Below are 24,536 nucleotides of genomic sequence, written 5' to 3' on the forward strand. Positions count from 1 at the left end.
TGGGCGTGCTAATCAGCGTAATAAGCGGATCACAACGCATTCAGCGCCTCGTAACACGCCCCCATCGTGTGGTAGTCCACCTTGCCGGCGGGGCTTTTCTCGTCGCTGTATTTGCTGTTGTCCGCGCGCAGGATACGCCACCAGCCACCGTGCTGGTGGTCGACGAAGTGTTCCCATGAATACGCCCACAGCCGCTGGTAGTCATGCCAGTATTCCGGTTTCCCGGTGCGTTTGGCGAGTAGCGCGGCGGCGGCGAGGCTTTCCGCCTGCACCCAGAAATACTTGTCGCTGTCGCAGATTTCATCCTGTGGCCCGAAGCCGTAATACAGGCCGCTATGCTCGCCATCCCAGGCTTTCTGCAGCGCGGTGGTGAACAATTCTTCCGCGCGCGGCAACAGCCAGGGTAGCGGGCGGTGGCGCTCCAGAATCAGCAGCAGCTTCGCCCACTCGGCCAGATGGCCGGGCTGATAGCCCCAGGGGCGGAAAATGTTGGTCTTGTCGTCGCGGTTGTAATCCCAGTCCACCGACCAGTCGCGGTGGTAGTGTTCCCACATCATGCCGTTCGCCAGCGCGGCCTGGCGGTTGGCGATGTTGCTGGCCAGCAGCTCGGCTCGGTCGAGGAATTTCACGTTGCCGGTGGCCTCGAAGGCGGTGAGCATCGCTTCGCAGGCGTGCATGTTCGCATTCTGGCCGCGGTAGGGTTTGAGCTGCCAGTCTGCGGTGGCTTCGTCGGCATACAGGCCGTAATCCGGTTCCCAGAAGTGCGCTTCCATCAGCTGCCAGGTTTCTTCCAGCCAGGCTTTGGCTTCCGGCACACCGGCCATCACGCCGTGCGCGTAGGCCAGCACCACGAAGGCCAGCCCGTAGCAGTGGTTGGTGGCGTCATCGACCGTTTTCACGCCGTCCTGCCATTGCAGTTGCCAGGCATAGCCGCCGGTAGCCGGGTCGCGGTGCACGCGGCGCAGGAAGTCCAGCCCGTGCTTCACACCGGCCAGATACTCGTCACCGCCGAAGTGCCTGTACGCCATCGCGTAGTTGAAAACAAAGCGCGTGCTGCTGACCAGATGGCGGGTGTGCGCGTCGTACACCGTGCCGTCATCCTTGAAGAAATGGTAGAAGCCGCCGCTTTCGTCAATCGCACGCGGATGGTAGAAGGCCATCGTGTGGCGCACGTGGGCCAGCAGGGTATGCGGATTGCGGAAATCAGGCAGGGTCATGGCAGTCTCCTTGGCAATGGGGGCCGGTGCTGGATCGCAGCAATAGCCGGACAGGATGCAGGGTTTCGGATGCGGGGAGGTGCTCGGCGGCGGCCAGCAGCAGGGTCACGCCGGCGGCGCCCAGCGCGGCCTTGTCGATGTTGACGGTGCTGAGGCCGGCCGCGCCGGAAGCCGGAATGTCGTCAAAGCCGGCAATGGCGAGGTCATCGGGTACACGCACACCGCGCAGCCGGCAGGCGTCCAGCAGCGCCAGCGCGCAGGCATCATTGAAGGCGATGATGGCGTCGGGCGGGCTGGCGAGCGCCAGCAGCTCATCAAGAGCCGCGGCGGCGCCGCTGGCCAGATCGACGCCGGCGGGGATCAGCACTTCCAGTGCCGGATCAGCCAGCAGGCCGGCGTTGAACAGGGCCTGGCGGTAGCCGCGCTCACGCAGGCGGATCGAATGGTGCGCCAGCGAGCCGGACACAAAGGCGATGCGGCGGCAGCCGCGCGCCAGCAGGTGTTCGGTCAGTACGCGCGTGCCGGCTTCGTTGTCCGGGTTGACGCTGGCCAGCCCCGGCGCGCAGGTGTCGATCAGCGCCAGCGGTTTGCCAAGCCCGCGGATCACGTCGAGCACATCCGGCTCGATAAAGCCCACGCACAGCAGGCCATCGGGCTGCTGCTGCAGCACCTGCCTACGTATCGATCCAGAAGGATCAATAACAAAGGGTTGCAGCGATATACCCAGCTCACTGCAGACCTGTTCCGCACCGGCAATCAGTTCGGCGTAGAAGGGCGCGGTCGCCGGTGTGGCGTGGCTGCGGTGCAAGAGCAGCAGCACGCGTTGCAGCGGTGCGCGCTGCAGGCGGTGCTGGTCGTAGTCCAGCTCGGCGGCCAGCGCGATCACCTTCTGCCGCGTGGCTTCCGAGACGCCGCCCTGATGCTTGAGCGCGCGCGAGGCGGTGCCGACCGACACGCCGGCGGCATCGGCAAGTTCGCGCAGGCTGATGCTCATACACCCTCCCGCGCATAGTGTTCGCTGAGCAGCGCCGGCTGCTCCTGCACCACCTTCAGCACCAGCTCGCCAAACAGCGTATTCGCCCAGGCAAACCAGGCGCGGGTGAAATCAGAGGGATCGTCCGGCATGAAGGATTCATGCATCAGCCCGCTGCCGCCATCGCTGTTGACCAGCATCGTGAGGCACTCGCGAATTTCGCCGGCGTCGCGGCTGGTCAGCGCGCGCAGGATGATGCTCATCGGCCAGATGCGCGGAACCAGTGTGTGCGGGCTGCCGATGCCGCTGATGCGCCCGTCGCTGCTGCGGAAGTGCCAGGGGTTCGAACCGGAGAGCACAAAACGGCGGGTATTGGCATAGACCTCTTCATTTTCAAGGCATACACCCAGATACGGTAGCGATAACAGGCTGGGCACATTCGCGTCGTCCATCAGCAGTGCATTGCCACAGCCGTCGACCTCGTAGGCCCAGATGCGGCCGTATTCCGGGTGGGTGACGATGGCGTGCGCCTGCAGAGCTGCATCCACCTCGTCGGCTAGCTCGCGGCTGCGGCTTGCAAGCTGGTGGCCGGGGTAATGCTGGTCGAGCAAGTCAGCGAGCTGGCGCAGACTGACGACAGCAAAGTGGTTCGATGGCACCAGAAAGCCGAACACGCAGGCATCATCAGAAGGCCGGAACATCGACGCAATCAGGCCGACGGGCTTCAGCGGGTTGCCCCAGCCATTGCACGGCAGCGTGTCCGATTGCCAGTGCGTCGTGCGCGCAAAGCGGTAGGGGCCGGGGCCGGTTTTGCGTTGCTGGGCGATCATCGTGGCGACTGCCAGCTCCATCGCGGCCAGCCAGTCCTGATCGAAAACATCCGCATCGAACACGTCCGAGTCGCGCGTTGCCTGCCAGTAGCCGTGCGCGAGGCGGATGGCGTAGCACAGCGAATCCAGCTCCCACTTGCGCTCGTGCAGATCGGGCTTCATCTCGGTATGGTCCGTCTTCCATTCGCTGTCGCCGGGGCCGTCGTTGAAGGCATTGGCGTACGGGTCGATCAGGATGCAGTGCGTCTGCCGGCGCACGAGGCCAGCGATCATGCGCGCGAGCGCCGCGTCATCCGCCGCTAGCGGCAGGTAGGGCCACACCTGAGCGGTGCTATCGCGCAACCACAGCGCGTGGATGTCGCCGGTAATCACAAAGGTATCCGGCCGGCCTTGTTCGTCGTCGCGGTGGAACACGGTGGTATCGAGCGTGTTCGGGTAGCAGTTGGCAAACAGCGCCCGCAGTTTCGCATCCGTGATGCGTGCAGACTCCGTGGCAATGGTCGCCTCGACGGCGATGGACTGGAAGCGCGGGGTAGCGGGGCGCTGGTTCATCGCACTACCTCCACCGCATGGTTGCGCAGGCTGGCGACAACCGCTCCCTTGCTATCGGTCAGCCACAGTTGTGCGCGGCCGGCGGCGAGCTGCGTTTGATAGTGCCGGCCACTGCACGGGTCGCTGAACTGCAGCAGCTGGTCGCGGCTGCTTTCGCTGATCGCGATCCACAGCGTGTGGCCGGCGAAATGTTGCGCGTGCAGGAAGACGCCCGCCGGCGCCTCACCCTGCCAGACAAAGTCACCGTCAACATTAGCGGCGTGCAGCGCCGCGCGGTACAAGGCATTCAGGGTGGCAGGATTGGCGTTCAGCTCCAGCGGTAGCGGGTGCCACAGAATCTGGCCACGGCGTCCTTGGCCGAAGGGGATGCGCTGCAGCTGCGCGCTGTCGCCACTTGCGGCGACACCAGTTTCGATGCGGGCAATCGCCTCGCCGGCAAAGGTGGCGCGCAATGTTTTGCCGGCGATCTCGCACGGTTCTTCGCGGCTGAGGTTGCGGATGCTGGCTTGGTCAAACGGCGCGCGCGCGGTGGCATTGAAATAGCGGTCGAGCGTTGCCGGGCCGGTCAGCAGCAGTGTCACCGGATGTGCGTCGAGCAGCGCGGTAATTTGCGCCCAGCAGCCGTCGTCCAGATTGAACGGGCAGGGCAGGAGCAGCAGTTGCGGCGGTGCGCTCATCAGGCTGGAGAGATCGTGATCGGAAACCGCTTGTAGATTGACGCCCAGCTCGAAGCCGAACTGGCGAACCAGCGCTTGCGTTGCATCCAGGGTGGTACGGCGGTTGCTGTAGTCATTGGTGAACGGGTATACAACGGCAGCCTTTGGCAAATCTCGGTTTTGGAGTAATACCCCGACCTTGCCAAAGAATTCGCCAAAGGCGGCGGTGATCTCGGCCTCGGGTTTCTGCGAGCCGTCAGCGCGGCAGGCGCCGATGTGCGACTCGTTGATATTGTCCATGTGGTAGTTGATGTTCCAGATCCAGTGCACCGCGCCGGCGTTGCCATAGGCGTAGGAGTACGCGTATTTGCGCTCCAGCAGCTGCATCAGCTCGGCTTCACTGCGGCGCGAGCGGCCATTCGGGCGCTCGACGTGCATGATGCCGGTTTCCTGCACCAGATTCGGCTTGTGCGGCGTCTTGCTGAACAGGCTGTCCCAGCCCAGCGCGTCGTTCAGCCACCAGCTGTGCACGGTGGTGTAATCGACCGCATCGGCATAAAAGAACGCATGCGGGCGTTGCTGGCCAAGCGCCTCGTCCTGGCCCACGCACACCAGCACGTCGGGAACCAGCTCGCGGATGCTGGCGGCCAGGTCCGAAGCCCAGTCGCGGTGTGCGCTTTGCGTGAACAGCGCGTAATCGAGCCAGAGGCCGTGCTGCTTCGGGGCGATTTCGGTGGTGTTGAAGCCGATTTTCTCCGGCTGCGGCGGGCGGATGGCGGAAAAGTCCGGCAGTTTGGCCGGACTAATGTCCCAGGCGGCCTGCCAGTGCGCAATGTCCGGATTGCGTGCGCGCAGCCAGTCGCGGAAAGCCTGGTTTTCGTGCTTGTCGTGCAGCGTGCGCGGGCCGACAAAAATGCGCTCGGGGTCAAACAGCGACGGCTCGTTGATCAGGTCCCAGTGCACGCGTTTGGTATCGGTGTGGCGCGCCACCACGCTGCGGATGAAGCGCTTCTGCGCAGCACGGCTGCGCGGATCGAGGTAAGGGTTGCTGCCTTCCCAGGCCTCCGGCGTGAAGGCGAAGAAGGTGAAACAGCACTCTAGGTCATGGCTGACGCAGGTAAGGATGAAGGCGTCGATTGCGCGCAGCAGCGCCTCGCTGGCATGGCCGTCGACAAACATCAGTTGCCGCCATGCGCTCCAGATGCCGGTGCGCAGGTAATTGACGCCCATGCCGGCCAGTGTCGCCATGTCGGCATCCCACACCGCCACATTGGGCAGCTGCAGGAATTTGCGGTGCACATCACTCGCCATATAGGTCATGCCGACCACCGGCATCACCTGGCCATCGCGCTCGAAATAATCGCGCCCGGCCTTCAGCCGCGTGCCGCGCGCCAGCAGCTCGGCGTCACGCCCCCAGAAGCCCTGTTCCAGTTTGATGACTTCCCCGGCGTCGCTGGTGAGTGTTGCGCTGATTGCGTAGCGTCCGGCCCGGATCGGGTAGGGCAGGGTAAAGCGTTTCGTGATTGAACTATCCTGCAGGGTATCGAGCTGCAGCTCTCGTTCATCATGGGCTTCAAGGCCATACATGGTGGTAATCCGTGCTGTCCAGCGCTGGCCGCGGGTGGCGCCGAGCGCCTCGCCCTGCAGCGTCAGCGTGGCAACTTCGCCGGGCTCGTAGCAGGCAAAATCGGGCTTCAGCCACCACTCGGTCACGCCATGCGCGGCGTACCTGGTCAGGGTATCGAGCATGGCCATGCCGCCGTTCTGCCAGAAGGCCGCAGTCGGCTCGACATTCACGAACATCTGCCGCGATCCGGCCATGGCACCGCGCAGGCGCTCGATCATCACCACCGGGCAGGCAATCGCATGGCCTTGCGCATTGAGCGCGCTGGCCAGCGGCACAATCCGCGCATCCATCGGCCCGGCCGAGCCAGAATCCAGCGGCTGATCCTTGTCCTTGGTCGGCATTAGCACGAAACCGTCGGTCGCAGCTTGCGCTGACAGGCAGGCAAGCTGGCCATCCAACCAGGGATGCAGGGCGGATGATTTCAGTTGTGTTGCCGCGCCGCAATCGACATGCTGGATTTCGTGGATGTCGAGTTCGCGAAACAGCGCGGCCTGCGCCGTGGTCTGCCCATGCTCATCAACCGGCCGCCCGAATGGCGTGCGCCCGAGGCTGACAAGGTTGCCGGCTTGCGCCAGGAATTGTTTCAGAGCCGGCCAGGCGGCTCGGGGAAAAGCGCTGCCGTAAAAGTGCACATACACGCTGCCGGCTTTGGCCTGAGTCAGTGCTGTGGCCAGCTGCCTGGCATTCAGGGCTTGCCACTGGTCTGGCAGCGTGTCGGGCAGTGGATGCGGGGCAGGGAAGGCCGGGTCGAGCAGAGCGTAGATGGTCATGGCAGCAGTCCGTGGATGTGGTGTTTAGCAAATTATTAAAATAACTAAACGATTGCTGCATTGTGGACCGGGGCTGCGGCGACTTCAAGCCGTGTGGCGCGAATAGCAAGCCGTGAAAAATAACAACCCCGCACAGGGCGGGGTCGGGAACTCAGGATTTGCCGTTTTCATTGCGCCAGAGGGCATCAAGCTCGGACAGGTGCCGCAGTTTCTCGGCGATTTTCCCTTCCAGTCCGCGCGGGGTCGGCTCGTAAAAACGTGTGCCTTCAAGCCCTTCGGGCAGGTAGGTTTCGCCGGCGGCATAGGCTTCCGGCTCGTCGTGTGCGTAGCGATAGAGTTTGCCGTAGCCGAGTTCCTTCATCAGCCGCGTTGGCGCATTGCGCAGGTGCTCGGGCACCGGGCGCGATTTGTCCTTGCCCACCAGTCCCATCGCCTGCTTGTGTGCCATGTAGCCGGCATTGGATTTGGGGGCGACGGCCAGATAGATCACCGCCTGCGCCAGCGCCAGCTCGCCCTCGGGGCTGCCCAGACGCTCATAGGTGGTCGCCGCGTCGTTGCAGAGCTGCATCGCGCGCGGATCGGCCAGGCCAATGTCTTCCCAGGCCATGCGCACGATACGACGAGCGAGATAGCGCGCGTCAGCCCCGCCGTCGATCATGCGGCAAAACCAGTACAGCGCGGCATCCGGGTTCGAGCCGCGCACCGATTTATGCAGCGCGGAGATCTGGTCGTAGAAATTGTCGCCGCCCTTGTCGAAGCGGCGGTTATTCAGCGACAGTGCTTCATTCAGAAATGCGGCGTCGAGCTCGTTGCGGCGGCTGGCTCGGGCGGCATTGGCGGCCTGCTCGACCAGATTGAGCAGCCGGCGTGCGTCGCCGTCGGCCAGGCCGATCAGTGAGGCGATGCCGTCGTCGGTGAAGGCCAGCTCCGGATAGTGGCGTTCGAGCGCACGTGCGACCAGCAGGCCGAGCGAGGCATCGTCCAGTGCCTTCAGCACATAGACCTGCGCGCGTGACAGCAGCGCGGCATTGACTTCGAAGGAGGGGTTTTCAGTCGTGGCGCCGATGAAGGTGACCAGTCCCGACTCCACGTAGGGCAGGAAGGCATCTTGCTGCGCCTTGTTAAAACGGTGGACTTCATCGACAAACAGCATGGTGCGCAAACCGCGCTGGCGATTCATCTCCGCCTCGTCCATCGCGGCGCGGATGTCCTTTACGCCGGAAAACACGGCGGACAGGGCCAGCATTTCGCAGCCAAAGGCGCGCGCCAGCAGGCGCGCCAGAGTGGTTTTGCCTACGCCGGGCGGCCCCCACAGCAGCATGGAGTGCGGCTGGCCGGCTGCCAGCGCCAGCGCCAGCGGCTTGCCGCTGCCGAGCAGGTGATCCTGGCCGACCACGTCGCCAATGACCTGCGGGCGCAGCAGTTCGGCCAGGGGCTGATGTGCGGGCGGTGTGCTGCTGAAGAGGTCTTTACTCACGGATCACGTCGGCGCCAGCCGGGATGGTGAAATTGAATACGTCGGCGGCGAGTTTGGGGTTGCGTTCGAGCTTGTCGAACTGGATGCGGGTGGTCTGGTTGAAGTGGTCGTCCAGCTCCATCGCCTTGACGCCAGCCTTGTCGAGCCCGATGCGGGCACGCTCGAAGCTCTGGTCTGGCTGCTTCGGGGTCAGCTCGACCCACTGCAGCTGGTCTTTTTCTGGCAGCTCTTTCAGCGTGTAGCGACTGGCCAGATCGGCCTGGCCGGCGAGCAGTGCGGCCGGGCTTGCATCAAGCAGCTTGCCTTGCGGTTTGATCGTGACTTGCATGAGGTCAGCGTCGTACAGCGTGACCTGCTTGCCGTCGCCAAGCAACAGCTGCTGGTAGGGCTTGAGGTATTCCCAGCGGAACTTGCCCGGCTTGGCGATGACGAGAGTGCCGCTGGAGCGCTGGACCTTGCCGGAGCGCTGGGTGACGACTTGCTGGAATTCGCCGCGCAGCGACTGGGTATCAGTCAGGTAGCGCTGCAGATCGGTTGCGCTGCCGGCAATGGCGCTGGAGCAGGCAAATGTTGCGATAGTGGCTGTCAGAAACTTTAGAAAACGGAAGGGCATGAGCTAGGGTGTCCAAAGCCGGGATGGCGCCAAGTTTAGCGCAAGAGCGGGCTGAAGGCGTTGGGCATTTGCATACTGGCGACTGGGGCAAAAGGTGTGGAAAAGAAAAAGCCCCGCCGGAGCGGGGCTTTACGAAGCTCAAGTAATCAGAGATTACTGGGCGGTCACTTCTTGAGTGCCCTTGACTTCGATTTCTACGCGGCGATCCGGAGCCAGGCATTCAACCAGCTTGGCGCGGGTCTTCTTGCTGTCCTTGATGTTGTTGCAAGTGTCGCCGGTAACCGGGTTGGTTTCACCGCGGCCTTCAACAGTCATCTTGTCAGCCGGAGCACCCTTGGAAACCAGGTAGTCGCGAACGGTGTTGGCACGACGCTCGGACAGAGCCTGGTTGTACTTGTCGGAACCGATGCGGTCGGTGTAGCCAACTACCAGAGCTGCGCCTTCCTTGGTGCCTGCCATGCCCTTGACTTCTTCAACCAGCTTGTCCAGAGCGTCCTTGCCGGCCGGCTTCAGGGTAGCCTTGTTGAAGTCGAACAGAACGTCGGACTTCAGTACGAATTTCTTGGTGGTCACAACAGGTTGCGGAGCCGGAGCCGGAGCCGGCTTGGTTTCTACCTTGGCAACAGGCTCAACCCAGCCCGGGCAGCCCTTGACAACCTTGTCCGCGCTCCAGGAGCCAGTCTTCACGCAAGCGCCGGTAGCCATTACAACGCCTTCCGGATTCGCTGCGCTAACGTTGGTTGCGCTGGTTACATAAGCGTCAGTCTTCGCAGCTGCAGTGCCGGCAACGCCGAAGGCGGCAACCAGAGCCAGGGAAGTGAGTGTTTGCTTCAACATGTTTGTTTTCTCCACGATGTATTTGATGTGCAGCACGGTGAGCATATCGAAAACCGCATCCCAGATCGTGTCTGGGTATCAAGCCCGATGTGCCATACGCGTTCCAATATCACACACTTGGCATTTTAGTTCTGTTACAAGGCTTAAAGCAAATCAATGAAGTGTGAAAGTGTCTCATTTTTTGTGGCGCTGGTTGTGCTTGCGTCACACATGGTAAAATCGGTTTAGCGTTTTGATGTAAACCGGGTCTGATCCATGTTGTCTTCCGGGTCATGCAAAATAAGGTCGGTGCTTCTCACGGCCTTACTTGATTCCAATATATAGCAAGCTTATTGCAAAGCATCCACCCCCAATGTCTGAACAACTGTTTGCCAAAGAAACTCTTCCGGTCAGCCTCGAAGAGGAAATGCGCCGCTCCTATCTCGACTACGCGATGAGCGTGATTGTCGGGCGCGCACTGCCCGACGTCCGTGACGGGTTGAAGCCCGTGCACCGCCGCATCCTGTTCGCAATGCATGAGAGCAACAATGTCTGGAATCGCCCTTATGTGAAGTGCGCGCGGGTGATTGGCGATGTGCTGGGTAAGTATCATCCGCATGGCGACTCTGCTGCCTACGAGGCGCTGGTGCGCATGGCGCAGGATTTCTCGCTGCGCTACACGCTGATTGATGGCCAGGGCAACTTTGGTTCCATCGACGGCGACAATGCGGCGGCCTATCGTTACACCGAGTGCCGTCTGGAAAAGGTGGCCAGCGAGCTGCTCGCCGACATCGACAAGGAAACGGTTGATTTCACGCCGAACTACGACGAGAAGGAACTCGAGCCTACCGTCCTGCCGACCCGGATTCCCAACCTGCTGATCAACGGCTCGTCCGGTATCGCGGTGGGTATGGCGACCAATATTCCGCCGCACAATGTTGGCGAGGTCATCAATGGCGCACTGGCTCTGCTGGAAAATCCGGAGCTGAGCGTCGATGAGCTGATCGACTTCATTCCTGCCCCCGATTTTCCCACCGCCGGTATTATTTACGGCATTCATGGTGTGCGCGAAGGCTACCGTACCGGCCGCGGCCGTGTGGTGATGCGTGCCCGTACGCACTTTGAAGATTGCGGGAAGAATGGCGACCGCCAGGCAATCATCGTCGACGAGCTGCCTTATCAGGTGAACAAGGCGCGGCTCCTGGAGCGCATGGCCGAGCTGGTGCGCGAAAAGTCGCTCGAAGGTATTTCCGAAATCCGCGACGAATCGGACAAGTCCGGCATGCGCGTGGTGATCGAGCTCAAGCGCAATGAAATGCCCGATGTGGTGCTGAACAATCTGTTCAAGCAGACCCAGCTGCAGGACAGCTTCGGCATCAATATGGTCGCGCTGGTTGATGGCCAGCCGCGTCTCCTGAATCTCAAGCAGGTGCTGGAAAGCTTCCTCAAGCACCGCCGCGAAGTCGTTACCCGCCGCACGGTGTTTGAACTCAGAAAGGCGCGCGAGCGCGGCCACATCCTCGAAGGCCTGGCCGTCGCGCTGTCCAATGTCGACGAAATCATTGCACTGATCAAGGCTGCTGCCACTCCGCCGGAAGCCAAGACCGCGCTGATGGGGCGCGTATGGCGCTCGGAGCTGGTTGAAGACATGCTCTCGCGCACCGATATCGCCGCCTCGCGCCCCGATGATCTGGGTGCCGAATTTGGCCTCTCGGCCGATGGTTACCGTCTGTCGGAAGCCCAGGCGCAGGCGATTCTGGAATTGCGCCTGCAGCGCCTTACCGGTCTCGAGCAGGACAAGATTGTTGGCGAATACAAGGAAATCATGGCGAAGATCATCGACCTGCTCGATATCCTCGCCCGTCCGGAGCGCGTCACGCAGATCATTGCCGACGAACTGGCGGAAGTGAAGCTCAACTATGGCGATGCCCGCCGTTCGGAAATCGTGCTGCATGGCGACGACATCAGCATCGAAGACCTGATCACCCCGCAGGACATGGTGGTGACGCTGACGCATGGCGGCTACATGAAGGCCATGCCGACCGACGAATACCGCGCGCAGAAGCGTGGCGGGCGCGGCAAGCAGGCGGCGGCGACCAAGGACGATGATTTCATCGACCAGCTTTTCGTTGCCAACACGCACGATTACATCCTGTGCTTCTCCAGCCGTGGCCGCGTGTATTGGCTGAAGGTGTATGCGCTGCCGCAGGGCGGGCGTGCCAGCCGTGGCAAGCCGATCAACAATCTGCTGCCGCTGGAAGATGGCGAGAAGATCAGCGCCATCCTGCCGGTGAAGGCCTTTGCCGATCACGATGCGCCGGAGCTTGACGACGACGCCGAATTCGATGAAAAGGCCAATGGCCCGTTCATCTTCATGTGTACCGCCAACGGCACCGTGAAGAAGACGCCGCTGAAGGCCTTCTCGCGTCCGCGCACCGCCGGCATCATCGCGGTCAAGCTGGACGAGGGTGACCGTCTGGTGAGCGTGGCGATCACTTCGGGCAACGACCAGATCATGCTGTTCTCGGATGCCGGCAAGTCGGTGCGCTTCAACGAGCATCCGGATGAAGGCGGCGTGCGCCCGATGGGCCGTACCGCCGGTGGCGTGCGCGGCATGAAGCTGGAAGATGGCCAGCAGGTGATTGCGCTGCTGGTGTCCACTTCGGACGCGCAGATGGTGCTGACCGCCAGCAATGGCGGCTACGGCAAGCGCACTACGGTGGCCGATTTCCGCCTCACCAGCCGTGGCACGCAGGGCGTGATCGCGATGGATCTGACGGAAAAAACCGGCTTCAAGCTGGTGGCGGCGAGCCTGGTGGAAGAAAGCGATGACGTCATGCTGATTACCACCGGTGGCGTGCTGATCCGTACCAAGGTGGCGGAAATCCGCGAGACCGGGCGTTCCGCGCAAGGCGTGCGCCTGATCAATCTGGACGAGGGCGAGTTCCTGTCCGGCCTGGAAAAGGTCTGCGAGCCGGAATCCGACGAGGAAGATGTGGCGGATGACGTGGCGGACGAACCGGCTGGCGAGTCGTCCGCAGAATAAGTTCCGCTATTGATGTAATGGGGTATCGGTCTGTAGCCTTTTTATCGGAAGGGTTGCATGCTGATACCCCTTGTTTTTTGCAGTCTGCGCCGGAGGCGCTGTGCCGGTGTGTTTCGGGCTCGCCGGCAAGGGCTCTCTTTGGGGCGGGGCGCCAGGGGAGGGTATAGTGCGCTATCCTCTTACTCACTACACCGTATCCGGAGCTTGGCATGTGGCTTCCCGTCAGTGATCCCGAGTTTTTCGCGCGCATTTCGCCGTGGTTCATGGCCATGCCGCACAGCCGCACGCTGGGCCTGCAGCTGCTGGCCGCCTCGAAGGGCAAGGTGGTGCTGGGCTTGCCGTTTCGCGACGTGCTGATCGGCAATCCGGCGACCCGCATCCTGCATGGCGGCGTGGTGACCAGTCTGATCGATACCTGCAGCGCCGCTTCGATTTTTACCCTGTTCGACAAGCTGGAGGCGGTGGCCACGCTGGACCTGCGCATTGACTACCTGCGCCCGGCCTGCCCTGATGCGACGCTCTATTGCGAAGCCGAATGCTACCGGCTGACCGACAATATTGCCTTCACCAGAGCGACGGCCTACCAGGATGATCCCGGCAGGCCTGTTGCACATGGCGTGGCGACGTTCGCCCGTACACCGGTTCCGGCGGCAATCGCGGAGGCACTATGACGCAGAGCTGGCAGGTCAATTCGATTGAAGAGCTTGATCTTCTGCTGCAGACGCGGATCCCCTATTCGGCGCTGCTGGGCATCCGCGTCAGGGCCGGCGACGATGGCCAGCCGCTCTTCTGTCTGCCATTCAGCCCGGACAATATCGGCAACGTCCAGTTGCCCGCGCTGCATGGCGGCGTGATCGGCGGCTTTCTGGAAAACGCGGCAGTGATGCATCTGCTGTGGGCGCGCGAAGCGTCCGAATTGCCCAAGGTCGTCGATTTTTCAATTGACTACCTGCGCTCGGGGCGGCCGCTCGATACCTGGGCGCAATGCGAAATCGTGCGCCAGGGCAAGCGCATTGCCAATGTGCTGATGACGGCCTGGCAGGATGACCGCACACGGCCGATTGCGCAGGCGCGCGCACATTTTCTGCTCGCCTGATCACCCCGAAAAACGGCACAATACGGGTAACTAGCAATACGCTGACAGCAATGTCCGGCGCACTCCGTTTCTGCCTGTGGGAAATCCGATGACGACATACAATTTCAGCTCCGGCCCGGCCGTTCTGCCCCGTGAAGTATTGCTGCAGGTGCAGCAGGAGCTCACCGACTGGCACGGCTCCGGCATGTCCGTGATGGAAATGAGCCATCGCGGTCCGGAATTCACGCAGATCATTACCGAGGCCGAAGCCGACCTGCGCGCGGTGCTTGGCATTCCCGCCAACTACAAGGTGCTGTTCCTGCAGGGCGGTGCGCATTTCCAGTTCGCCATGCTGCCGCTGAATCTGACCCGGCCGGGCGATACCGTCGATTACGTCAATACCGGCAGCTGGTCGAAGGCCGCGATCAAGGAAGCGCAGCGCTATGCGAATGTGAATGTGGTCGCCAGCAGCGAAGACCGCAATTTCAGCTACCTCCCCGATGAGGCTGGCTGGGCTCGCAGCAGCAATGCGGCCTACCTGTATTACGTTTCCAATGAAACCATCGGCGGCGTCGAGTTTCCCTTCATTCCGCAAGCGTCGTTTGCTGGCAAAGACATCCCGCTGATCTGCGACATGTCGTCGAACATCCTGTCGCAGCCACTGGATGTCAGCCGCTACGGCGTGATTTTTGCCGGGGCGCAAAAGAACATCGGCCCATCGGGCATGACGCTGGCCATCGTGCGCGAAGACCTGATCGGCCATGCACGTCCGGATGTGCCGACGATGCTCGACTTCAAGACGCATGCCGACGCCGGCTCGCTCTACAACACGCCGCCGACCTTTGCGATCTATGTGGCCGGACTCGTCTTCAAGTGGCTGCAGAAGAATGGCGGTCTGGAAGCGATGGCGCGGCACAATGCCGCCAAGGCAGCACTGGTGTACGACGCCATCGATCATTCCGCTGGCTTCTACCGCGCTCCGGTATCCGGCGCCTGCCGCTCGCGCATGAATGTGCCGTTCTGGCTGAAAGACGCCGCGCTCGATGCCGAATTCCTCAAGGGCGCCGATGCGGCGGGGCTGGTGCAGCTCAAGGGCCATCGCAGTGTCGGTGGCATGCGTGCATCGATCTACAACGCCATGCCGCTGGAAGGCGTGCAGGCGCTGGTGGCCTATATGAATGACTTTGCGCGTCGCCACGGCTAAGCGACTGCGCTGCTGACGAGGCATAAGCGGATCATGAAAATGATGTGGACTTGTGCCTGCCCGGTTTCGATTTTCTCTGTGTCGCCGCGCTTCGTTGCCGGGACATTTTTCAGGACATGCCATGAGTGATGATCAGCTCAAAGTACACCGCGATGCCATCGATGCCATCGACGCGCAGGTGTTGCACCTTCTGAACCAGCGCGCCAGGCACGCGCACACCATCGGCGAGATCAAGGGCGGTGGTATCGTCTATCGCCCCGAGCGCGAGGCGCAGGTGCTCACGCGCATCAAGGAGCTCAACGAAGGCCCGCTGCCGGATGAGGCCGTTGCGCGGCTCTTTCGCGAAATCATGTCGGCGTGTCTGGCGCTCGAGCGCCCGCTGACCATCGCCTTCCTCGGCCCCGAGGGGACGTTCAGCCAGGCCGCTGCGATCAAGCATTTCGGTCACGCTGCCAGCACATTGGCGTGCGCGTCGATCGACGAAGCCTTCCGCGCTGTCGAAGCGCGCAGCGCCGATTATGTGGTTGCCCCGGTGGAAAACTCGACTGAAGGGGCGGTTGGCCGCACGCTCGACCTGATGGTGACCAGCCCGCTGAAAATCTGTGGTGAGGTCGTGCTGCGCATTCATCACCATCTGCTGCGATCGGTAGAAGGGCTGGCTGGCATCAAGCGCGTGTATTCGCACGCGCAAAGCCTGGCGCAGTGCCACGAATGGCTGAACAAGAATCTGCCGGCCGGCGTCGAGCGCGTGTCGGTAGCGAGCAATGCCGAAGCAGCGCGGCTGGCGAGTCTCGATCCGGAGTGCGCAGCCATTGCCGGCGATGCGGCTTCCGAGAAATTCGGCCTGCTGAAGCTTGCGCAGAATATCGAGGATGAGCCGAACAACACCACGCGTTTCCTGGTGCTGGGCTATCAGGACACCGTGCCGTCAGGGCGCGACAAGACGTCGCTGGTCATTTCCGCGCCGAATCGTCCGGGCGCACTGGCCGAACTGGTCGAGCCGCTGGCCAGCAATGGTGTATCGATGAGCAAATTCGAATCGCGCCCCAGCCGCACCGGCTTGTGGGAATACGTGTTTTTCGTCGATGTGGAAGGGCATGTCAGCGAAGATCGCTTGCAGGCCGCGCTGAACGGCTTGCGTGATACGGCTGCTTTTGTGAAAGTGCTGGGCGCCTATCCGCAAGCAGTGATCTGAATGGTTTCGGCTGCAGCATGCCGGGAGGGCTTGCCTTCCTTGCGTGCGGAATGATGCTGAGCAGGAACAGGCTGGACTAAAAACTGGTTTTCGAACGGGGAAGAGATGAAAAAAGTCGCAGTGTTCTGTGGTGCCCGCAGTGGTCACGATCCGGTCCATGCCGAAGCGGCACGGGCGCTCGGGCGCGAACTGGCTGCACGCGGCCTGACGCTGGTGTATGGCGGTGGCAATGTCGGCCTGATGGGCGAGGTGGCCAGTGCGGCGCTGGATGCCGGCGGCGAAGTGATCGGTGTGATTCCGCAATTCATGGCGCTGCGCGAGCTGGCGTACGCGGCGTGTACCGATCTGATCGTGGTCGACTCGATGCATACCCGCAAGGCCAAGATGGCCGAGTTGGCCGATGCCTTCATCGCGCTGCCCGGCGGCCTCGGCACTTTCGATGAATTGTTCGAAATCCTGACCTGGTCGCAGATCGGCCTGCACGGCAAGCCGATCGGCCTGCTGAATGTGGCGGGCTTTTACGACGGCCTGCTGGTCTTCCTGAACCAGGTTGCCGCCAACGGCTTCGTGCGTGAAGCCGAGCTGGAAGCCGTACAGGTCTCCGGTGATATTCCGGCCCTGCTGGATCTGCTGGCCAACCGCCCGCAACGCGAGGGCGAATGGCATTACGATTCGCTGCGTGATCGCACCTGATTACGGATTTCCACGGGTATTGCTCTGTGGCCATTTCAGTGAAATGGCTGCGAGCTGATACGTAATGTGGTATCTGACTGCCGGGAACGCAAGAGCTGTCCGCACTGTGTCCGGCTATCCAGAACAAAACACAAGCAGAATGACTGGAAAACGCATGTCTGAACTGACCCGACTCGCCCCCGAATACATCCGCGCCATTGCCCCCTATCAGCCCGGCAAGCCGACGTCCGAGCTGGCCCGCGAACTGGGTCTTGACCCGGCCGGCATCGTCAAGCTGGCGTCGAATGAAAACCCGCTGGGAATGAGCCCGAAAGCGCGTGCAGCAGTGGAGGCCGAACTCGCGACGCTGGCGCTGTACCCGGATGGCAACGGCTTCGAGCTGAAAAGCAGGATCGCCAGCAAGTTCGGTGTCGGCCTTGAGCAGATCGTGCTGGGCAACGGCTCGAACGACGTGCTGGAGCTGATCGCCCGCGCCTTCCTGCAGGCGGGCGATACGTCCGTTTTCTCGCAATATGCGTTTGCGGTTTATCCGCTTGCCGTGCAGGCCGTTGGTGCGACCGGCATCCAGGTGCGCGCCGTCGATTACGGCCACGATCTGGTCGCCATGCGCGAAGCCATCCGCCCGGATACCAAGATCGTCTGGATCGCCAACCCGAACAACCCGACCGGCACACTGGCACGCCCCGGCGACCTGCTCGAATTCCTCGAGCTGTGCCCGAAGAATGTGCTGGTGGTGCTCGACGAGGCGTATACCGAATACCTGCCGGCGGAGAAGCGCAGCGATTCCATCCTGTGGCTGCGTCAATTCCCCAACCTGATTGTGGTGCGCACCTTCTCCAAGGCCTATGGTCTGGCGGGTCTGCGCGTTGGTTTCGGTCTTGCCAGCCCGGAAGTGGCGGACATGCTCAACCGCGTGCGTCAGCCCTTCAATGTGAACAGCCTCGCGCTGGCTGCGGCCACTGCGGCGCTCGACGATCTGGATTTCCTGCGTGAAACCGTGGCGGTGAACCGGTCTGGCATGGCGCAGCTGGTTGCCGCCTTCCAGCGCCTGGAAGTGCCGTTCATCCCCAGTCACGGCAATTTCATTGCCTTTCACGTGGGCGATGCGCAACTGATGAACCGCTTCATGCTCGAGCGCGGAGTGATCGTGCGCCCGCTGGGTGGCTATCAGCTGCCCAATACCCTGCGGGTGTCCATCGGTACCGAAGCGGAAAATGCCCGCTTTATCGCCGTACTGGAAGAGGCGCTGGCCGGCTGATGCCGGGAATGCCGCTGCCGGCATTTGCCGGTATAATCTGCCGCAAAATCAATCAGGCAATGCAGCTCGCGAGCGCAGCGCCAAGAACACTGGATAATCACCATGCCGCTGAAAGCCGATAGCACTTATGTTTCCGAATTCACGACCTTCATGAACGGTTTTCTGAAGGACAACCCGGATGTGGCTGCGGGCCAGGTCGAGGGGCGTGCTTTGTTGTGGGACAAGGCACCGATCGATCTGGACGAGCGCGCGCGCAATAACGCATCGCGAGTTGAACAAAAGCCCTATCCCTACCAGCCCGAGTAAACCGGCCCGAAAACCAGCTGCAAGGCTGGTTTTTTTATCTGCATCAAACCGCAGCAGGATGCGGGCTTTCCTTCACGGTAAAGCTGCGCGGAACAGGCTAGAATCCGGTTTTGCACCGCGCCGCAGCTCAGGCTGGCGGCCGCGCGTTGCCCGGCAGGTACTGCCAATCACTTTCGAAAGGACTTACGCATGCGCATCACCGTTATCGGCACCGGCTACGTCGGCCTGGTTACCGGCACTTGTCTCGCTGAGTTTGGCAATGATGTTCTGTGCCTGGACGTGGATCCGGCCAAGATCCGCATCCTGCAGGAAGGCGGCATTCCGATCTACGAGCCGGGTCTCGATGATCTGGTCAAACGCAATGTCGAAGCCGGGCGCCTGCGTTTTACCACCGACATTGCGGAATCGGTCGCGCATGGCACGCTGCAATTCATCGCCGTCGGCACCCCGCCGGATGAAGACGGCTCGGCTGACCTGCAGTATGTGGTGGCAGCGGCACGCAATATCGGCCGCCTGATGAACGATTACAAGGTGGTGGTCGACAAGTCGACCGTGCCGGTCGGCACCGCCGACAAGGTGCGGGCCGCCATTCAGGAAGAGCTGGATGCGCGCGGCCTGCGCAGCAGCTTCAGCGTGGTGTCGAACCCCGAATTCCTGAAAGAAGGTGCCGCCATCGAGGATTTCATGCGCCCGGATCGCATCGTGATCGGCGCCGACGACGAAACCGCCAAAGACCTGATGGGTGCGATCTATGCGCCGTTCACGCGCAACCATGATCGCATCCTGTTCATGGACGTGCGCTCGGCCGAACTGACCAAGTACGCCGCCAACGCCATGCTGGCCACGCGCATTTCCTTCATGAACGAGCTGGCCAATCTGGCTGAAACCATGGGCGCCGATATTGAACTGGTGCGCCGCGGCATTGGCTCCGATCCGCGTATCGGCTACCACTTCCTGTATCCGGGCGTTGGCTACGGTGGCTCCTGCTTCCCGAAAGACGTGCAGGCGCTGGCGCGTACCGCGCGCGAGCATGGCCACACCATGCGCATTCTGGATGCGGTCGAAGCTGCCAACGACGCCCAGAAGGCCGTGCTGGTCGGCAAGATCGTGCGCGAGTTCGGTGACGATCTGGCCGGGCGCCATTTCGCACTGTGGGGGCTGGCCTTCAAGCCCAATACCGACGACATGCGCGAAGCGCCGAGCCGCGTGATCATCGACGGCCTGCTGGCGCGAGGTGCGACGGTCACCGCCTACGACCCGGTGGCCATGAAGGAAGCGCAGCGCAGCTTTGGCGAGCTGGCAGGGCTGAGCTATGCGACTTCGCCCAAGGCCGCGCTGGAAGGCGCCGACGCGCTGGTGATCGTCACCGAATGGAAGGAATTCCGCAGCCCCGATTTCTCGGAAATCAAGGCCGCGCTCAAGCAGCCCATCGTGTTCGATGGCCGCAATCTCTACGAACCCAAGCGGGTGGCGGAAGCGGGCCTGCGCTATTTCCCGATCGGCCGCAAGCAGGCGGACTGAGGCCGGTTTGCTGGCGGAGCAGGGCACAGCCAGTGCAGGCTGTGCCCTTTGTTTTTCCTGTCGACGTGTTTTCCAATCATGGATTGTGCTGAAGTGATGACTCAGGTTGCCAGCCCGCGCTGGGATATTTTCTGCAGGGTCGTGGACAATTTTGGCGACATCGGCGTGTGCTGGCGGCTGGCGCGCCAGCTGGCTGACGAGTTCGACCTGCCCGTGCGGCTGTGGGTGGATGATCTGGCCAGCTTTGCCCGCATCGCACCGGAGCTCGATGTGGCGGCTGCCGGCCAGCTGCTGGCAGGCGTCACGGTCGCGCACTGGTCCGGTACGTTTGACGGTGTCGTGCCGGCGGAAGTGGTGATCGAGGCCTTTGCCTGCGAGCTGCCTGCGGCGTACCGCGCCGCCATGCCCGGCGTGACGCGCTGCTGGCTCAATCTGGAATATCTAAGTGCCGAGGAGTGGGTGACGGGCTGTCATGGCCTCGCGTCGCCGCAAGGGCAGGGTTTGCAGAAATTCTTCTTTTTTCCCGGCTTTGTCGCAGGCACCGGCGGCCTGCTGCAGGAACACCGGCAGCAGATCGAACGCGAACGCTGGCATGCCGGCGATGCAGCCCGTTTTCTGGCGCAGTTCATCAATCCGGCCTCGAAAGCGCTCGCCGGCCAACGCCTGGCGCAGCGGCAGCTGTCGCTGTTTGCCTACCCGAACCGCGCACTGCCCTCCTTGCTTGATGTGCTCGCCGCCGATTCTGCTCTATCAAGGGTATATGTACCAGACTCTTTGATTTCAAAGGCTGTGGACGAATATGCTGGTGGGTATATCGAGCCCGGAATGCTCTGGCAGCGCGGCAACCTGCAGTTGCTCGCCCTGCCCATGCTGGCGCAGGACGATTACGACCGCCTGCTGTGGAGCTGCGACGTGAATTTCGTGCGTGGCGAGGACAGCTTTGTGCGCGCGCAGTGGGCAGGCAAGCCGCTCGTCTGGCACATCTACCGCCAGGAGGAAGAGGCCCATCTCGACAAGCTGGCCGCCTGGCAGGCGCGCTATCTGGCGGATTGCCCGGCCGGTGCTGCGGCGGCCTGCGCGGCGGCGCTGGCAGCCTGGAATCGCGAGCAGACGGATGGCGCAGTCTGGCAGAACTGGCTGCGGACCTTGCCGGATCTGGCGCTGCATGCGCGTGGCTGGGCTAAGCAACTGGCGCAGCACGGTAATCTGGCGGCTAATCTGGTCAGCTTCGTGGCGGGCAGGGTATAATCGCGCGTTTTTTCATATCCAACTAACCTTCTGCCTCGCAGTAACAGGAATCTCAGTAATGAAGACCGCTCAGGAAGTCCGCGCTGGTAACGTGATCATGGTCGATGGCCAGCCGCTGGTCGTGCAAAAGACCGAATACAACAAGTCCGGTCGCAACGCCGCTGTTGTGAAGATGAAGATGAAAAACCTGCTGACCGATTCGGCTTCCGAATCCGTCTTCAAGGCTGACGACAAGTTCGATGTCGTGGTTCTGGACAAGAAAGAGTGCACCTACTCCTACTTCGCCGATCCGATGTTCGTGTTCATGGACACCGAATACAACCAGTACGAAGTCGAAGCCGAAAACCTCGGCGATACCGCAGCCTTCATCGTTGACGGCATGACCGACGTTTGTGAAGTGACCTTCTACGACGGCAAGGCCATCTCCGTCGAGCTGCCGACCACCATCGTGCGCGAAGTCGAGTACACCGAACCGGCCGTACGTGGTGACACTTCCGGCAAGGTGATGAAGCCGGCCAAGCTGGTGGGCACCGAAACCCAGATCCAGGTTGCCGCCTTCATCGAAATCGGTGACAAGATCGAAATCGACACCCGTACCGGCGAATTCAAGAAGCGCGCCTAAGTGCCAGAAGCCGCAAGGCTTGTGTCGCGCAGCATCGTGCTGCACAGCAAACAGCCCCGCCAGTGCGGGGCTGTTTTGTTTGCCACAAGCGGTTCCACAAGGTCACGACCGCCAGCAAACACAAGCTGCCGGAGGCGTCGAAACTGCTGAGCAGACAGTTTGTGGTCGATAAGCCGGATCAGGTCTGGATGACTGACGTCACCTTCATCCAGACACAGGAGGGTTGGTTGTGTTTGGTGGTCGTGATGGACCTGTGCGTCCGTGCTGCCATCGGCTGGGCAATGGACAGCCGGATGACGCGCGAACTGATCATGAGTGCGCTGCGCATGCCATGGTTCCGCCGTCATTTCATGACCGGCGTGCTGCACCGAATAGGATCGGGGGAGCCGGTACTGCAGCCACGAGTAGCACAACTGTTGAGCAGCTATGGCATGACGGCATCGATGAGTCGCAAGGGCAACTGCTGGGGCAGCGTCCTTCTTCAATAATTAGAAAACGAGCGAGTGTTCCAGCGACGCTACGCGATGCGAGTGGTGGCCAAGGCAGACATCTTTGATTACATTGAGGCGATTTACAAGCGCAAGCCAGCTTTTCTCGCTCCAGCCAGGCTGCGCAATGCGCAGCCTGGCTGGAGCGCTTGGGTGGCTGTGGTCTACCAGAGTTGTGCGCTTGATACTGGCTACACCTAGGGCGTGTAGCTATTCACAGCTAGGCCGGTTTTGAGTTCATTCTCTAGCTGGATATTTACAGACGCAGAAAGCCGGCGCGTTCGGGCTGCCAGGTGACTTCCATCAGCCGGACCGTGATCTGCTGCCCGCCCGGTGCCGGCCAGGCGATTTCCTGTCCGACGGCCAGCCCGAGCAGGGCGCTGCCGACCGGGGCGGTGATCGACACCTTGCCGGGGCTGCCGTCCAGCTCGTCCGGGTAGCACAGTGTCAGCTCGAATTCGCGTCCGCCGGGCTGCATGGCAAAGCGGGCGGTGGAGCGCATGGTGACCACATCGGGCGGCATGTCCTGCGGCTCCAGCACGGCTGCACGAGCCAGCTCGGCTTCCAGCGCCTCGGCTTCGGGAAAGGCACTGGCAGGCAGACGCCCCAGTAGCGCATACAGTCTGGCGCTGTCGAGTGTGGTGACGGTGATGGGTGGCAGGGTCTGCATCGGCGTTCTCCAAGAGTCCGGAAATCCAATGGGAAAAGCCAGCCGCAAGGGCTGGCCTGAGGGGTAACGCAGATTGGACCCATGCGTGTCATAAAGGTTCTGCGAGGCAGGGGTGTAGATATTCACCTTGCAGAGCGGCCATGGGTATGCAGTTGAGGCCTTTTATTAAAATGGGTTTCAGTCGTAAGGGGTGTTGGGTATGTGGCCATCGCTGCCATTGTGCCGGCCTCTCGGGGTTTTTCTTCGCGGCAGCAGGCTTGCTCGCGCGCAACAGGGTTTGGGCGGGCAGGCCCTCCCTCGTGAAGGTTCAGGCTTCGGAGCGCAGCATCAACGAGGCTGATCCGGCGACAGGCTGCACTGTTGTTCCATTGCATCGCGCCACTGCCGCAGTTCGCTGGCCAGCAGGCTGGCATCCGCTGCGAGTGCCGGCAGCCTTAGCGTGGCGCGCGGCAGGCCTTGCAACTGCAGCACCAGGTAATCACCGGAGAGCTGCTGGCAGACTGTTACCTCTCGCACATTGTGCCAGCCAATCCGGCTGCTGCCGCGCCGGGAACTGATGTGCAGGCCATCTGCTTCAAGTGCAAGCTGGAAGCGCGACCAGCGCAGCAGACCATTGCTGAACAGGAACATCAGTGCTGCCAGCAGCAGAATGGCGAGCAGCAGGGCCTGCAGAGCCAGTATTGCCTTGGCGACCGGTGTCACCACCACACTTTGCAGCTGCAGGGACGCAAGGCAGGCGGCGGCGAGCAGCGGATTGGCAATGGCCAGTACAAGCAGGCGCCGGCGCGTCAGCGGAAAGCGCAGGGCGGCGGCGGGAATGCGGCGCGGCAGTAGTGTGCCGCGCATCATTCAGCGCGCATCCCAGGGGTCGTAGAGGCCATCGACGAGCTTGTGCAGCACGTCTTTCATCTGCTGTGGCGTGACTTCCAGCAGCAGGCCGTCCTCGAAGGCGTCCTGCAGCATCTGGCTGAGTTCATCCAGATTCTCGTTCATCACCTTTACTTTCTCGGTGCACGATACCACCGTGCCGTCGGCACGGGTCCAGACCGCATAGCGAGCTTCGTTGCCGCAGGCGCTCATAGCCCAGCCTCCTGCAGTTTGGCGACCAGCGCACGGATGGCGCGGCCACGGTGCGAAATGGCCGATTTTTCATCCGCCGTGATTTCGGCGACCGTCTTGCCGAATTCCGGTAGCCAGAAATGCGGGTCGTAGCCGAAGCCGCCATCGCCGCGGGGCTCATCGATGATTTCACCGGCACAGATGCCGTCGGCAAACAGCGGCTGCGGGTCGTCGACGCTGCGCACTAGCACCAGTGCGGCGTAGTAGTAGGCGCGGCGATCAGTTTTGCCCTGCAGCTCGCGCACCAGCTTTTCATTGTTGCGAGCGTCCGATTTCGGCTCGCCCGGGAGGCTCGCGAAGCGCGCCGATAACACGCCTGGCTTGCCGCCCAGTGCGTGTACGCAGATGCCGGAATCATCGGCCAGCGCAGGCAGGCCGGTAGCGGCGGCCGCATGGCGTGCCTTGGCGAGTGCATTTTCGATGAAGGTGCCGTGCGGCTCTTCCGCCTCACCGACGCCCAGCTCGCCCTGCGGGATGACTTCCCAGCCCAGCGGTGCGAGCATGCGGTTGAATTCTTTGACTTTGCCGGCGTTATTGCTGGCGAGGACGATCTTGTGCAT

General features: G+C 62.0%; 23 protein-coding genes. 12 read left to right on the top strand and 11 right to left on the bottom strand.

What is annotated here, in order from left to right; all coding sequences use genetic code 11:
• Positions 1 to 29: 29 nt before the first annotated feature.
• From H559_RS0108905 to H559_RS23150, 7 genes are all read right to left on the bottom strand, one after another.
• A complete protein-coding gene (locus H559_RS0108905; RefSeq protein WP_028452420.1) occupies positions 30 to 1,217 on the bottom strand; it encodes an AGE family epimerase/isomerase in 1,188 nt (395 codons plus the stop codon).
• On the bottom strand, positions 1,204 to 2,211 hold the full coding sequence (locus H559_RS19625) for a LacI family DNA-binding transcriptional regulator (protein ID WP_051279174.1): 1,008 nt from the start codon (positions 2,209 to 2,211) through the stop codon (positions 1,204 to 1,206). The genes H559_RS0108905 and H559_RS19625 overlap by 14 nt, the downstream gene beginning before the upstream one ends.
• Positions 2,208 to 3,572, bottom strand: a complete 1,365-nt coding sequence (locus H559_RS19630) for a glycoside hydrolase family 125 protein (RefSeq protein ID WP_034640503.1) — start codon at positions 3,570 to 3,572, stop codon at positions 2,208 to 2,210. Before H559_RS19630 ends, H559_RS19625 begins: the two co-directional genes overlap by 4 nt.
• A complete protein-coding gene (locus tag H559_RS19635; RefSeq protein WP_034640505.1) occupies positions 3,569 to 6,625 on the bottom strand; it encodes a beta-galactosidase in 3,057 nt (1,018 codons plus the stop codon). Before H559_RS19635 ends, H559_RS19630 begins: the two co-directional genes overlap by 4 nt.
• Before the next feature lie 151 nt (positions 6,626 to 6,776).
• Positions 6,777 to 8,102, bottom strand: coding sequence for a replication-associated recombination protein A (locus H559_RS0108925; RefSeq protein ID WP_028452421.1), 1,326 nt, complete (start codon positions 8,100 to 8,102; stop codon positions 6,777 to 6,779).
• Positions 8,095 to 8,715 (bottom strand): outer membrane lipoprotein periplasmic chaperone LolA, encoded by a 621-nt coding sequence (gene lolA / locus H559_RS0108930; protein WP_028452422.1) that lies wholly within the window; start codon positions 8,713 to 8,715, stop codon positions 8,095 to 8,097. The genes H559_RS0108925 and lolA overlap by 8 nt, the downstream gene beginning before the upstream one ends.
• 153 nt (positions 8,716 to 8,868) lie before the next feature.
• Complete coding sequence (locus H559_RS23150) at positions 8,869 to 9,552, bottom strand: OmpA family protein (protein WP_034640560.1); 684 nt, start codon at positions 9,550 to 9,552, stop codon at positions 8,869 to 8,871.
• 352 nt (positions 9,553 to 9,904) lie between these two features.
• Here H559_RS23150 and gyrA point away from each other — a divergent pair, with 352 nt between their 5' ends.
• The 12 genes from gyrA to H559_RS19645 all read left to right on the top strand — a co-directional run bounded on the left by gyrA (position 9,905) and on the right by H559_RS19645 (position 22,187).
• Positions 9,905 to 12,577, top strand: a complete 2,673-nt coding sequence (gene gyrA, locus H559_RS0108940; protein ID WP_028452424.1) for a DNA gyrase subunit A — start codon at positions 9,905 to 9,907, stop codon at positions 12,575 to 12,577.
• Positions 12,578 to 12,786: 209 nt separating this feature from the next.
• Positions 12,787 to 13,248: a PaaI family thioesterase gene (locus H559_RS0108945; RefSeq protein ID WP_028452425.1), complete on the top strand. Its 462-nt coding sequence runs from the start codon at positions 12,787 to 12,789 to the stop codon at positions 13,246 to 13,248.
• Positions 13,245 to 13,673: a PaaI family thioesterase gene (locus H559_RS0108950; RefSeq protein WP_028452426.1), complete on the top strand. Its 429-nt coding sequence runs from the start codon at positions 13,245 to 13,247 to the stop codon at positions 13,671 to 13,673. Before H559_RS0108945 ends, H559_RS0108950 begins: the two co-directional genes overlap by 4 nt.
• A gap of 88 nt (positions 13,674 to 13,761) precedes the next feature.
• Positions 13,762 to 14,856, top strand: coding sequence for a 3-phosphoserine/phosphohydroxythreonine transaminase (serC, locus tag H559_RS0108955; RefSeq protein ID WP_028452427.1), 1,095 nt, complete (start codon positions 13,762 to 13,764; stop codon positions 14,854 to 14,856).
• A gap of 121 nt (positions 14,857 to 14,977) precedes the next feature.
• The gene (pheA, locus tag H559_RS0108960; protein WP_028452428.1) at positions 14,978 to 16,051 is read left to right on the top strand and encodes a prephenate dehydratase; all 1,074 of its coding nucleotides are present in this window, start codon (positions 14,978 to 14,980) and stop codon (positions 16,049 to 16,051) included.
• Between the two features lie 105 nt (positions 16,052 to 16,156).
• Positions 16,157 to 16,744, top strand: coding sequence for an LOG family protein (locus tag H559_RS0108965; RefSeq protein WP_028452429.1), 588 nt, complete (start codon positions 16,157 to 16,159; stop codon positions 16,742 to 16,744).
• Between the two features lie 154 nt (positions 16,745 to 16,898).
• Positions 16,899 to 18,002 carry a histidinol-phosphate transaminase gene (hisC, locus tag H559_RS0108970; protein ID WP_028452430.1) on the top strand — a complete coding sequence of 368 codons (1,104 nt, stop codon included), beginning with the start codon at positions 16,899 to 16,901 and terminating at the stop codon, positions 18,000 to 18,002.
• Between the two features lie 102 nt (positions 18,003 to 18,104).
• Complete coding sequence (locus H559_RS0108975; protein WP_034640509.1) at positions 18,105 to 18,308, top strand: DUF3460 family protein; 204 nt, start codon at positions 18,105 to 18,107, stop codon at positions 18,306 to 18,308.
• Between the two features lie 189 nt (positions 18,309 to 18,497).
• Positions 18,498 to 19,829, top strand: a complete 1,332-nt coding sequence (locus tag H559_RS0108980; RefSeq protein ID WP_028452432.1) for a UDP-glucose dehydrogenase family protein — start codon at positions 18,498 to 18,500, stop codon at positions 19,827 to 19,829.
• 96 nt (positions 19,830 to 19,925) lie between these two features.
• Positions 19,926 to 21,077 carry an elongation factor P maturation arginine rhamnosyltransferase EarP gene (earP, locus tag H559_RS19640; RefSeq protein WP_034640512.1) on the top strand — a complete coding sequence of 384 codons (1,152 nt, stop codon included), beginning with the start codon at positions 19,926 to 19,928 and terminating at the stop codon, positions 21,075 to 21,077.
• A gap of 58 nt (positions 21,078 to 21,135) precedes the next feature.
• Entirely contained in the window at positions 21,136 to 21,699 is a 564-nt protein-coding gene (efp, locus tag H559_RS0108990; RefSeq protein ID WP_028452433.1) for an elongation factor P, read from the top strand.
• Between the two features lie 161 nt (positions 21,700 to 21,860).
• The gene (locus tag H559_RS19645) at positions 21,861 to 22,187 is read left to right on the top strand and encodes a DDE-type integrase/transposase/recombinase (protein WP_281171361.1); all 327 of its coding nucleotides are present in this window, start codon (positions 21,861 to 21,863) and stop codon (positions 22,185 to 22,187) included.
• Between the two features lie 256 nt (positions 22,188 to 22,443).
• On the opposite strand, the gene rnk is transcribed toward H559_RS19645, so the two are convergent.
• The 4 genes from rnk to rdgB form a co-directional block, all read right to left on the bottom strand.
• Entirely contained in the window at positions 22,444 to 22,857 is a 414-nt protein-coding gene (rnk, locus tag H559_RS0109000; protein WP_028452434.1) for a nucleoside diphosphate kinase regulator, read from the bottom strand.
• A 327-nt stretch (positions 22,858 to 23,184) separates the two neighbouring features.
• Positions 23,185 to 23,706: a hypothetical protein gene (locus tag H559_RS0109005; protein ID WP_028452435.1), complete on the bottom strand. Its 522-nt coding sequence runs from the start codon at positions 23,704 to 23,706 to the stop codon at positions 23,185 to 23,187.
• Positions 23,707 to 23,937: a hypothetical protein gene (locus H559_RS0109010; RefSeq protein WP_028452436.1), complete on the bottom strand. Its 231-nt coding sequence runs from the start codon at positions 23,935 to 23,937 to the stop codon at positions 23,707 to 23,709.
• Positions 23,934 to 24,536, bottom strand: coding sequence for an RdgB/HAM1 family non-canonical purine NTP pyrophosphatase (rdgB, locus tag H559_RS0109015; protein ID WP_028452437.1), 603 nt, complete (start codon positions 24,534 to 24,536; stop codon positions 23,934 to 23,936). Before rdgB ends, H559_RS0109010 begins: the two co-directional genes overlap by 4 nt.

Origin of the sequence: Chitinilyticum aquatile DSM 21506, from assembly GCF_000430805.1 — a bacterium.
GTDB classification, from domain to species: domain Bacteria; phylum Pseudomonadota; class Gammaproteobacteria; order Burkholderiales; family Chitinibacteraceae; genus Chitinilyticum; species Chitinilyticum aquatile.

Excerpts from the sequence above, each read along its gene's own strand:
- H559_RS0108980 (WP_028452432.1), top strand. The coding sequence starts at position 18,498 with ATGCGCATCACCGTTATCGGCACCGGCTACGTCGGCCTGGTTACCGGC.
- pheA (WP_028452428.1), top strand. The coding sequence starts at position 14,978 with ATGAGTGATGATCAGCTCAAAGTACACCGCGATGCCATCGATGCCATC.
- hisC (WP_028452430.1), top strand. The coding sequence starts at position 16,899 with ATGTCTGAACTGACCCGACTCGCCCCCGAATACATCCGCGCCATTGCC.
- H559_RS0108950 (WP_028452426.1), top strand. The coding sequence starts at position 13,245 with ATGACGCAGAGCTGGCAGGTCAATTCGATTGAAGAGCTTGATCTTCTG.
- earP (WP_034640512.1), top strand. The coding sequence starts at position 19,926 with ATGACTCAGGTTGCCAGCCCGCGCTGGGATATTTTCTGCAGGGTCGTG.
- lolA (WP_028452422.1), bottom strand. The coding sequence starts at position 8,715 with ATGCCCTTCCGTTTTCTAAAGTTTCTGACAGCCACTATCGCAACATTT.
- gyrA (WP_028452424.1), top strand. The coding sequence starts at position 9,905 with ATGTCTGAACAACTGTTTGCCAAAGAAACTCTTCCGGTCAGCCTCGAA.
- H559_RS0108965 (WP_028452429.1), top strand. The coding sequence starts at position 16,157 with ATGAAAAAAGTCGCAGTGTTCTGTGGTGCCCGCAGTGGTCACGATCCG.
- H559_RS0108905 (WP_028452420.1), bottom strand. The coding sequence starts at position 1,217 with ATGACCCTGCCTGATTTCCGCAATCCGCATACCCTGCTGGCCCACGTG.
- H559_RS0109005 (WP_028452435.1), bottom strand. The coding sequence starts at position 23,706 with ATGATGCGCGGCACACTACTGCCGCGCCGCATTCCCGCCGCCGCCCTG.
- rnk (WP_028452434.1), bottom strand. The coding sequence starts at position 22,857 with ATGCAGACCCTGCCACCCATCACCGTCACCACACTCGACAGCGCCAGA.
- H559_RS0109010 (WP_028452436.1), bottom strand. The coding sequence starts at position 23,937 with ATGAGCGCCTGCGGCAACGAAGCTCGCTATGCGGTCTGGACCCGTGCC.
- rdgB (WP_028452437.1), bottom strand. The coding sequence starts at position 24,536 with ATGCACAAGATCGTCCTCGCCAGCAATAACGCCGGCAAAGTCAAAGAA.
- H559_RS0108945 (WP_028452425.1), top strand. The coding sequence starts at position 12,787 with ATGTGGCTTCCCGTCAGTGATCCCGAGTTTTTCGCGCGCATTTCGCCG.
- efp (WP_028452433.1), top strand. The coding sequence starts at position 21,136 with ATGAAGACCGCTCAGGAAGTCCGCGCTGGTAACGTGATCATGGTCGAT.
- H559_RS19630 (WP_034640503.1), bottom strand. The coding sequence starts at position 3,572 with ATGAACCAGCGCCCCGCTACCCCGCGCTTCCAGTCCATCGCCGTCGAG.
- H559_RS0108975 (WP_034640509.1), top strand. The coding sequence starts at position 18,105 with ATGCCGCTGAAAGCCGATAGCACTTATGTTTCCGAATTCACGACCTTC.
- H559_RS19625 (WP_051279174.1), bottom strand. The coding sequence starts at position 2,211 with ATGAGCATCAGCCTGCGCGAACTTGCCGATGCCGCCGGCGTGTCGGTC.
- serC (WP_028452427.1), top strand. The coding sequence starts at position 13,762 with ATGACGACATACAATTTCAGCTCCGGCCCGGCCGTTCTGCCCCGTGAA.
- H559_RS23150 (WP_034640560.1), bottom strand. The coding sequence starts at position 9,552 with ATGTTGAAGCAAACACTCACTTCCCTGGCTCTGGTTGCCGCCTTCGGC.
- H559_RS19635 (WP_034640505.1), bottom strand. The coding sequence starts at position 6,625 with ATGACCATCTACGCTCTGCTCGACCCGGCCTTCCCTGCCCCGCATCCA.